The organism is Magnetospirillum sp. SS-4, from assembly GCF_902729425.1.
Taxonomy (GTDB): Bacteria; Pseudomonadota; Alphaproteobacteria; order Rhodospirillales; family Magnetospirillaceae; genus Phaeospirillum.
The window spans coordinates 24098-32840 of the sequence record NZ_CACVCH010000063.1 but is presented as its reverse complement, the minus strand read 5'-3'; the positions used below and the strand labels follow the sequence as shown (position 1 = coordinate 32840).

Here is an 8743-nt window from a genome sequence, read left to right as displayed (position 1 = left end):
TGATCCGCATACGAAGCCGATATCTGGCTTGATGTTGCGTATGATTTCTTTTGTTGCTGAATTCGAGCTAGAGACAAGAATGTCTATATCAAGTAGTCTTGCAAGATTTTGCCATTGAGTTAGTGTGCTTCGTTTGTCATCCGTGTCATTTGGATGAATGATTGTCCATTTGATATTGTTCGAGGTGGTGATTAGGGCTTTGAAGACGGAAATTCCCAGGCCTTTCGAACCTAGAAAAACGGCTCGCCCCAGTGCTTGCTGTGTGTGCGCCATTTGTTGTCGCTTTTGTATAGCGTGCGGAATTTAGTAATAGTCAATATCCATGTCGCCTGACCGGAGCGCCGTCCTACTCTCTGGCCCGGCGCCCGATCTCGTAGGCCTGCACATGGGCATGGGCGAGGCGCAGCAGCGGCGTCGCCAGGCCGGCGGCCTGGGCGCGGCGGAGCATGTCGCCCAGGACGTGGTCGCCCTCGGTGCGGCCGCCGGCCTCCAGGTCGCGCAGCATGGAGGCGGTCTGGCGCGATTTCGGATCGGTCAGGACGATTAGCGCCAGATCGCGGGCCTGGGGACGCGGGGCATGGCCCGCCGCCGTGGCCACGGCCACGCATTCGCCAAACATCTCGTGGGTGATGGACAGGCCATCGGTGGTGGCCATGATGGTGCCGATATCGGCGCGCATCAGGCAGGTCATGCCGGCCAGCGGCGCCAGCAGGACATATTTCTCCCACGCCTCCTGCATCAGTTCTGGAGTGTGGACGGTATCGAAACTGGCCTTGGCGCACAGCGCCGCCAGGGCTTCCGTCCGGGGGCTGGCGCCCCGGTCGCGTTCGCCGAAGGTCAGGCGGTGAATCTTGCCCATGATCAGGATCTCGCCCGCCGGGCCGAGGGTGGCGAAGATATGGCACAGTCCGCCCACCACCCGCTCGCGGCCGAAGGCGGCGTCCAGCGCCTCGTAATGGGCCAGTCCGTTGAGGATCGGCAGCACCATGGTGTCCGGCCCCACCGCCGGCGCGATGGCGGCGATGGCGTCGGCCAGGTCGTAGGCCTTGCAGCTCAGCATCACCACGTCGTAGTGGCCGTCCAGCCGGTCGGCGGTGACGGTCCTGACCGCCAGGGCGGCGTCGCCTGTCGGGCTCTTGATGACGAGGCCGGTCTCGGCCAGCCGGGCGGCGCGGGCCGGACGCACCAGGAACGTCACGTCGGCGCCGGCCTCCGCCAGCCGCCCGCCGAAATAGCCGCCGGTACCGCCGGCTCCCAGGACCAGAATGCGCATCGGATGTCTCCGGCAATACAACTTCAGGACGGTAGCGGAGGCCGGCCGGGGGCGGCAAGAGGAAAGCGCCCGGTCCGGACATAGGGCTCGACGCTAAGATCCGAGATCGCGCCAGCTGAACGGTCCGGTGCGCCGGACCAGCCAGGGGTACTGGTCGGCCATGCGGCGGGCGCGGGTCAGGCGGAAGGCGGCGGCGATGGCGACGATCACGGCGCTGTCCAGCAGCCACCCGGACGGCGACAGCAGGTCGCCGCCGAACAGGGCATAGCCGAGAAACCGGTCGGCGGCGCCCAGCATCAGGCCGTAGGGAACGATCTGCCACCAGGGCCGCCAGGTCACGGCCAGCGCCTGGCCGGTCATGAAGGCGCAGCCGCCGAACAGGACGATGGTGACGCCGATGAAGACCGGAAGCGAGGTGATCATGCCGCCCCTCCGTCCAGGTAATGGGCGCGGATTTCGGGATTGGCCAGCAATTCGGCGCCGCTGCCCGACAGGGCGATGCGGCCGTTGACCATGACGTGACCGCGATGGGCCAGCCGCAGGGCGTGGTAGGCGTTCTGCTCCACCAGCAAGATGGTGACTCCCTGGTCGCGGTTGATGGTCCGGATGATCTCGAAGATATGGCGCACCACCAGCGGCGCCAGTCCCAGCGAGGGTTCGTCCAGCAACAGCAGCCGGGGACGGCTCATCAGGGCGCGGGCGATGGCCAGCATCTGCTGTTCGCCTCCCGACAAGGTGCCGCCGCGCTGGTCCAGGCGTTCGTTCAGGCGGGGGAACAGGTCCAGCGCCCGCTTCAGGTCGGCGTCGAAATGGGCCGGATCGGCGGTGGCGGCCCCCATCTGGAGGTTCTCCAGCACCGTCATGCGCGGGAAGATGCGCCGCCCCTCCGGGCTGTGGGCGATGCCCTTGCGCATGATGTGGTGGGTGGCGAGACCGGTGATGTCCTCGCCGCCCAGAACCACCCGTCCGGCGCTGGCGCGGGGATCGCCGCAGATGGTCATCAGCAAGGTGGTCTTGCCGGCGCCGTTGGCGCCGACCAGGGTGACGATCTCGCCTTCCCGCACCTCCAGGTCGATGCCGTGCAGCGCCTGGATGCGGCCGTAGCCGGATCGGAGTCCTTCCAGTTTCAGCATGGCGGCCGTCCCGTTTCCGCGTCGTCGGGCTCGCCCAGATAGGCGCGGATCACCGCCGGGTCGCCCTTGACCTGGGCGGGGGTGCCCTCGGCGATCTTCCTGCCGTAATCCAGCACCACCACCCGGTCGGAGATTTCCATCACCACGCTCATGTCGTGCTCGATCAGCAGCAGGCCGATGCCGTCCCGGTCGCGGATCGAGCGCAGCAGGACGTTCAGTTCGGCCGATTCGCGCGGGTTGAGGCCGGCGGCGGGCTCGTCCAGGCATAGCAGCAGCGGGCCGGTGCACATGGCCCGCGCGATCTCCAGCCGGCGCTGGTGGCCATAGGGCAGGCTGCCGGCCTCCACGTCGGCGAAGTCCAGCAGGTCCACCCGCTCCAGCCAGTGGCGCGCCAGTTCCACCGCGTCGCGCTCGGCATTCCGGTAGCGCCCAAGGCCCAGCAGGCCGGCGACCGAGAACAGCGACGCCGCCATCAGGCGCTTGTGCTGCGCCACCATCAGGTTCTCCAGCACGCTCATCTTGGCGAACAGGCGGATGTTCTGGAAGGTGCGGGCGACGCGGGCGCGGCGGGTGATGACGTGATCGTCCAGGCGTTCCAGCAGGAAGCTGGCGCCGTCGGGATGGCTCAGGGTCATCCGCCCCACCTGCGGCTTGTAAAAGCCGGTGATGCAGTTGAACAAGGTGGTCTTGCCGGCGCCGTTGGGGCCGATCACCGCCGTGATCTCGCCCTGGCCGGCCTCGAACGACAGGTCGTTGACCGCGAACAGGCCGCCGAAGCGCATGCCGACATGCTCGACCGCCAGGAGAGGTCTGGTCATCCCGCGTCCCCCAGCCGGATGGTGGGGTCGCGCCGGGACAGCAGCCCCGCCGGCTTCCACAGCATGATCAGCACCATGGCGCCGCCGAAGGCCAGCATGCGGAACTGCTGAAGCTCGCGGAACCATTCCGGCAGCCCCACCAGCAGCAGGGCGGCCAGGACGATGCCGATCTGGCTGCCCATGCCGCCCAGCACGACGATGGCGAGAATCACCGCCGATTCGTGGAAGGTGAAGCTTTCCGGGCTGATGAAGCCTTGCCGGGTGGCGAAGAACGAGCCGGCGAAACCGGCGAACATGGCGCCCAGGGCGAACGCCGACAGCTTGACCATGGTGGGATTGATGCCGAGCGAACGGCACGCGATCTCGTCTTCCCGCAGCGCCTCCCAGGCGCGGCCCACCGGCAGGCGGCGGATGCGCAGCGTGAACAGGTTGGTGGCCAGGGCCAGGGCCAGGATCAGGAAGTAAAGGAAGATCACCCGGTGATCGCCCGAGAATTCCAGGCCGAAGAACTCGGCGAAGGTCCGCTGTCCCTCCGGCGCGGTCGCCTTGAACGACAGGCCGAACAGCGACGGCCGCTCGATGCCGGTGATGCCGTTGGGGCCGCCGGTGACGTCCTGCCAGTTTTGCAGCACCACCCGGATGATTTCCCCCAGCCCCATGGTGACGATGGCGATGTAGTCGCCGCGCAGCCGCAGCACCGGGAATCCCAGCACCAGACCGAACAGGGCGGCGAACAGGCCGGCCAGCGGCAGGCAGACCCAGAACGACAGGCCGAAGGTCTGCGACAGCAGGGCGTAGGAATAGGCGCCGACGGCGTAGAAGGCGACGAAGCCCAGATCCAGCAGGCCGGCCAGCCCGACCACGATGTTCAGCCCCCAGCCCAGCATGACGTAGATCAGCACCAGGGTGGCCTTGTCCACCAGGTTGCGGTCGGCGAAGGGGAGAAAGGGCAGGACCAGGGCAAAGGCGGTCAGCGCCCAGCCGGCATGGCGCCGCATGTCGCCAAGCCGGGCCGGCGGGGCGGGCAGGGCGGGCAGGGAGGGCAGCAGCCCACCCAGCAGCCTCAGCCCCAGCCGTCCGGCGAACACCAGCCCCGCCGCCCAGGCCACCAGATCGAAGCGGCCGGCCAGGGTCAGGCCGGAGGCGCTGTCCACCAGGCGGAATCCCAGCATGGGCAGGGCCAGGGCGGCGGCGACGAAGGCGGCCAGGGCGGCGTCGCGGACCGGCCCCCGCATCTCAGATCTTCTCCACATCCGGCCGGCCCAGCAGGCCGGTGGGGCGGAACACCAGCACCATGATCAGGATGCCGAACGTGGCGACATCCTTGTACTCGATGGAGAAATAGGCCGACCAGAGCGCCTCGATCAGGCCGATCAGCAATCCGCCCAGCATGGCCCCGGGCAGCGAGCCGATGCCGCCCAGCACGGCGGCGGTGAACGCCTTGATGCCGGCCAGGAACCCGATGTAGAAATCGATGACGCCGTAATACAGCGTCACCATCAGGCCGGCGACCCCGGCCAGCGCCGCGCCGATGACGAAGGTGGTCGACACCACCCGGTCGATGTCGATGCCCAGCAGCGACGCCATCTTCATGTCCTGCTCGCAAGCGCGCTGGGCCCGGCCCAGGCGGGTATGGGCGATCATCCAGCTGAAGCCGGCCATCAGCGCCAGGGTCATGACGATGACGATGATCTGCATCCAGCTGAGATTGACGGAAAAGCCGTCGCCGTCCATCAGGGTGAAGCCGCCCTGGATCACCGGCGGCAGCGGCTTGACGCGGGCGCCCTGGGCCTGGGCGACGAAATTCTGCAACACGATCGAGACGCCGATGGCCGAGATCAGCGGCGCCAGGCGCGGCGCTTGGCGGAGCGGCCGGTAGGCGACCCGCTCCATCGTCCACCCCCACAGGGCGGTGAAGGCCATGGTGGCGAACAGCGCCACCATCAGGGCCACGACCACCGGAGCGCCGCCGATGGTGGTGGCGGCGAGATAGGCGATCAGGGATATGAACGCCCCCAGCATGTAGATGGTGCCGTGGGCGAAATTGATCATGCCGAGAATGCTGTACACCATGGTGTAGCCGATGGCGATCAGGCCGTAGATCGAGCCCAGCGTCAGCCCGTTGATCATCTGCTGGAGGAAATACTCCATCCGGTCTCCCTATCTGTCCGGGCTGTGTCCGCCCGGTTTCCTGAACCCTACTCGCGAGGGCGTCCCTGTCAACGGGGAAGCAAGGAGCACGGAGACGCTGCCGGCCATATACCGCTTTTTGATCGCCGTCGCCAGCGGGTCTGATACACTTTCCCCCCAGGACCAAGGGGAAATCCGATGCCAAAAGAACCCAGGGACGACGTCATCCGCATCCGCATCGACGCGACGCGGGCGGTGGAGGCCTTCCTGGCCTTGCTGGACCAGCAGGCCGTCGAGGGCGAGACCGCCATTCCCTCCAACCCGGCCGCCACCGCCATCTGGCGCGAACTGGCGCCGTTCCGCCTGGTGGAATACGGCTATGTCAGCGATGGGATCGGGCCGATCGGGGGCGCCTATGTCGGCTTCGCCGACGGCGGGCTGTATTCGGTGGAGGACGACATTCCCGAGGAGGCGGTGACCGCCATGGTGCGGGGCAACGAGCACCGGGCCGTCGACCTGCCCCCCATCTACGTCTACGTGGTGCTGGAGCATCCGGCGGGGCGCGACGCCATCGACGCCTTTCTTACCGAACTGTCGGCGCAGGTCGGGCACGCCCTGGTGGGGGTGGTTCCGGGATCGGACGGGCGGTTGAAGGCCCGGCTCTATGACGCGGAGGGAACCCGGGGCGTGGCGCGGGAGGGCGAGCGCCATTTCAGCCGCGCCCGGCTGCAAGAGATCGTCGCCGCCCGCGGCCGGCGCGACGACGGCCGCGCCTACGCGGTGCTGACCCATGCCTTCGCCAAGCATATCCTGGAATTCGCGGACATGGCCGAGCGCGACGATTTCCTGGGCTGGTCGAGGACGCTGTGCCGCTGGATCGCCGATCATGGCTGCGACGCCGCCGGGCTGGGGTTTCCCGAGGCGTTGCGGCCGGCGGAAGCGGCCCCGGTTCCCGCCGACGGCCAGCCGGTCATCCGTCTGACGCCGCCGGGGTCGTCCGATGCCGGCGGCGGTCTGGAATCCGACGGGGCCGTCGCGGCGGCCAGAAGGTATTGGAGTTATGTTCGCCGGAGCCTGGACGAGGCCGGCCCCGTCGCCTGACGCTATTGTCCGGCGGCGTCCCTGACCGCGTTCAGCAGGGCGTCGACCTCGAACGGCTTTTCCAGCACCGCCACCGCCCCCAGCCGGCGGGCGGTATCGAGGCCCTGGGTCTTCTCCATGCGGGCGCTGCCGCCGGAAATGGCGATGATGCGGGCCTCGGGCAGCATGGTCTGAAGTTCCAGGATGGTCTGGATGCCATCCATTTCCGGCATGATGATGTCGGTGATGATGATGTCGAACAGGCTGCCGGCGGCGACCATGTCCACCGCCTCGGCGCCGTTGTCGGCGGTGACGACGTCATGGCCGGTGGCGCCCAGAACGTCCACCAGCGTGTCGCGCATCAACTTGGTGTCTTCGACGATCAGAATCCGGCTCATGGCGTGCCGCTGCTCCCTGATAGGCGTGCCGGGTCATAGATAGCGGTATTCGGAATGCCCGGCAAGGCAAGAACCGTCCCTTGCCGATTGCGTGCGGGTTGTGCGGATATGAATTCTTTCCGGCGAACGGACCCGGCCGGCTCGCCCTGGGCGCGGGCGGCGGCTCGGGATTGCGGGGTCAGGATTTCAGGGCGGCGATGTTGTTCGCGTAATCGCTGGTCCTGAATACCGCCGAGCCGGCCACCAGCACGTTGGCGCCGGCGGCGACCACCCGCCGCGCGTTGTCGGCGGTGACGCCGCCGTCCACCTGGAGATCGATGGCACGGTCGCCGATCATGCGGCGGATGCGGGCGATCTTGTCCAACTGGCTTTCGATGAAGCTTTGCCCGCCGAAGCCGGGATTGACGCTCATCACCAGGATCAGGTCGAGCTTGTCCAGCACGTATTCGATGACGTTTTCCGGGGTGGCCGGATTGAGCGACAGGCCTGCCTTCTTGCCCAGCGAGCGGATGAACTGCAATGAACGGTCGATATGGCGGTCGGCCTCGGCATGCACCGTGATGATGTCGGCGCCGGCCTTGGCGTAATCCTCCAGGGAGGGCTGGGCCGGATCGATCATCAGGTGGACGTCGAACACCTTCCTGGTATAGGGCCGGATCGCCTTGATGATGGGCGGGCCGAAGGTGAGGTTGGGGACGAAATGGCCGTCCATGACGTCGATATGGACCCAGTCGCACCCGGCCTCGTCGATGGCCTTGACCTCTTCGCCCAGGCGGGCGAAATCGGCGGACAGGATGGATGGGGCGATCTTGACGGTCATGGACGGCTCTTTCGTGAAGAATCAGTTGACCTTGGGCGCCAATTCGCCCTTGGCGTAGCGGCTGCTCATGTCCTCGAGGTTCACCACCTTGATCTTCGAGGCGTTGCCGGCGGTGCCGAAGGCCTCGTAGCGGGCCTTGCAGATATCGCTCATGCTCTTGATGGTGAGCTTGAGGTAGTCGCGCGGGTCGAACTTCTTGGGCTCGTCCTTGAGGAACTTGCGGATCGAGCCGGTGGACGCCATGCGCAGGTCGGTGTCGATGTTGATCTTGCGCACGCCGTGCTTGATGGCCTCGACGATTTCCTCGACCGGCACGCCGTAGGTCTTGCCCAGGTCGCCGCCGTGGTCGTTGATGATCTTCAGCCAGTCCTGCGGCACCGAGGAGGAGCCGTGCATCACCAGATGGGTGTTGGGGATGCGGGCGTGGATTTCCTTGACCCGCTTGATGGCCAGCACGTCGCCGGTCGGCGGACGGGTGAACTTGTAGGCGCCGTGGCTGGTGCCGATGGCGATGGCCAGCGCGTCCACCTGGGTCAGCTTGACGAATTCGGCGGCCTCGTCCGGATCGGTCAGAAGCTGGGAATGATCCAGCTTGCCCTCGGCGCCGACGCCGTCCTCCTCGCCCGCCATGCCGCTTTCCAGCGAACCCAGGCAGCCCAGCTCGCCTTCCACCGAGACGCCGCAGGCATGGGCGATGTCGACCACCCGCTTGGTGACGTCGACGTTGTAGTCCCAGCTGGCCGGGGTCTTGCCGTCTTCCCGCAGCGAGCCGTCCATCATCACCGACGAGAAGCCGGACTGGATGGCGCGGACGTTGACGCCGGGCGAGGTGCCGTGATCCTGGTGCATGCACACCGGGATGTGGGGATAGGACTCGATGGCGGCCAGGATCAGATGGCGCAGGAAGGCCTCGCCGGCATATTTGCGGGCGCCGGCCGAAGCCTGGAGGATGACCGGGCTGTCGGTGGTGGCGGCGGCCTCCATGATCGCCTTGACCTGCTCCATGTTGTTCACGTTGAAGGCGGGAATGCCGTAGCCATTCTCGGCGGCGTGGTCGAGGAGCTGGCGCATGGAAACGAGAGACATCTGAT

Annotated in this window: 11 protein-coding genes; 1 reads left to right on the top strand and 10 read right to left on the bottom strand. The window is 66.9% G+C overall.

Annotated elements, in window-relative coordinates; genetic code table 11:
• From MTBSS4_RS22130 to MTBSS4_RS11515, 7 genes are all read right to left on the bottom strand, one after another.
• Positions 1 to 273, bottom strand: a 273-nt coding sequence (locus MTBSS4_RS22130) for a hypothetical protein (protein WP_217425536.1), incomplete at its 3' end; no start/stop codon positions are given.
• A gap of 73 nt (positions 274 to 346) precedes the next feature.
• Complete coding sequence (gene panE, locus MTBSS4_RS11540) at positions 347 to 1273, bottom strand: 2-dehydropantoate 2-reductase (RefSeq protein WP_173983558.1); 927 nt, start codon at positions 1271 to 1273, stop codon at positions 347 to 349.
• A 93-nt stretch (positions 1274 to 1366) separates the two neighbouring features.
• A complete protein-coding gene (locus MTBSS4_RS11535) occupies positions 1367 to 1696 on the bottom strand; it encodes a DUF6867 family protein (RefSeq protein ID WP_173983557.1) in 330 nt (109 codons plus the stop codon).
• A complete protein-coding gene (locus MTBSS4_RS11530; RefSeq protein ID WP_173983556.1) occupies positions 1693 to 2406 on the bottom strand; it encodes an ABC transporter ATP-binding protein in 714 nt (237 codons plus the stop codon). Before MTBSS4_RS11530 ends, MTBSS4_RS11535 begins: the two co-directional genes overlap by 4 nt.
• Positions 2400 to 3224 (bottom strand): ABC transporter ATP-binding protein, encoded by an 825-nt coding sequence (locus MTBSS4_RS11525; RefSeq protein WP_173983555.1) that lies wholly within the window; start codon positions 3222 to 3224, stop codon positions 2400 to 2402. The genes MTBSS4_RS11530 and MTBSS4_RS11525 overlap by 7 nt, the downstream gene beginning before the upstream one ends.
• On the bottom strand, positions 3221 to 4459 hold the full coding sequence (gene livM, locus MTBSS4_RS11520) for a high-affinity branched-chain amino acid ABC transporter permease LivM (protein WP_217425535.1): 1239 nt from the start codon (positions 4457 to 4459) through the stop codon (positions 3221 to 3223). Before livM ends, MTBSS4_RS11525 begins: the two co-directional genes overlap by 4 nt.
• Before the next feature lies 1 nt (position 4460).
• The gene (locus MTBSS4_RS11515; protein ID WP_173983553.1) at positions 4461 to 5375 is read right to left on the bottom strand and encodes a branched-chain amino acid ABC transporter permease LivH; all 915 of its coding nucleotides are present in this window, start codon (positions 5373 to 5375) and stop codon (positions 4461 to 4463) included.
• Between the two features lie 177 nt (positions 5376 to 5552).
• Between MTBSS4_RS11515 and MTBSS4_RS11510 the strand changes: the two genes are divergently transcribed.
• Positions 5553 to 6455: a hypothetical protein gene (locus MTBSS4_RS11510; RefSeq protein ID WP_173983552.1), complete on the top strand. Its 903-nt coding sequence runs from the start codon at positions 5553 to 5555 to the stop codon at positions 6453 to 6455.
• A gap of 2 nt (positions 6456 to 6457) precedes the next feature.
• Here the strand turns inward: MTBSS4_RS11510 and MTBSS4_RS11505 are convergent, their stop codons facing one another.
• From MTBSS4_RS11505 to fba, 3 genes are all read right to left on the bottom strand, one after another.
• Positions 6458 to 6832, bottom strand: coding sequence for a response regulator (locus tag MTBSS4_RS11505; protein WP_173983551.1), 375 nt, complete (start codon positions 6830 to 6832; stop codon positions 6458 to 6460).
• Positions 6833 to 7010: 178 nt separating this feature from the next.
• The gene (gene rpe, locus MTBSS4_RS11500) at positions 7011 to 7652 is read right to left on the bottom strand and encodes a ribulose-phosphate 3-epimerase (protein ID WP_173983550.1); all 642 of its coding nucleotides are present in this window, start codon (positions 7650 to 7652) and stop codon (positions 7011 to 7013) included.
• A gap of 21 nt (positions 7653 to 7673) precedes the next feature.
• A complete protein-coding gene (fba, locus tag MTBSS4_RS11495; protein WP_173983549.1) occupies positions 7674 to 8738 on the bottom strand; it encodes a class II fructose-bisphosphate aldolase in 1065 nt (354 codons plus the stop codon).
• Positions 8739 to 8743: the final 5 nt, after the last annotated feature.

Coding starts and splice junctions, on each gene's coding strand:
- panE (WP_173983558.1), bottom strand. CDS start 1,273: ATGCGCATTCTGGTCCTGGGAGCCGGCGGTACCGGCGGCTATTTCGGC.
- MTBSS4_RS11535 (WP_173983557.1), bottom strand. CDS start 1,696: ATGATCACCTCGCTTCCGGTCTTCATCGGCGTCACCATCGTCCTGTTC.
- MTBSS4_RS11530 (WP_173983556.1), bottom strand. CDS start 2,406: ATGCTGAAACTGGAAGGACTCCGATCCGGCTACGGCCGCATCCAGGCG.
- MTBSS4_RS11525 (WP_173983555.1), bottom strand. CDS start 3,224: ATGACCAGACCTCTCCTGGCGGTCGAGCATGTCGGCATGCGCTTCGGC.
- livM (WP_217425535.1), bottom strand. CDS start 4,459: ATGCGGGGGCCGGTCCGCGACGCCGCCCTGGCCGCCTTCGTCGCCGCC.
- MTBSS4_RS11515 (WP_173983553.1), bottom strand. CDS start 5,375: ATGGAGTATTTCCTCCAGCAGATGATCAACGGGCTGACGCTGGGCTCG.
- MTBSS4_RS11510 (WP_173983552.1), top strand. CDS start 5,553: ATGCCAAAAGAACCCAGGGACGACGTCATCCGCATCCGCATCGACGCG.
- MTBSS4_RS11505 (WP_173983551.1), bottom strand. CDS start 6,832: ATGAGCCGGATTCTGATCGTCGAAGACACCAAGTTGATGCGCGACACG.
- rpe (WP_173983550.1), bottom strand. CDS start 7,652: ATGACCGTCAAGATCGCCCCATCCATCCTGTCCGCCGATTTCGCCCGC.
- fba (WP_173983549.1), bottom strand. CDS start 8,738: ATGTCTCTCGTTTCCATGCGCCAGCTCCTCGACCACGCCGCCGAGAAT.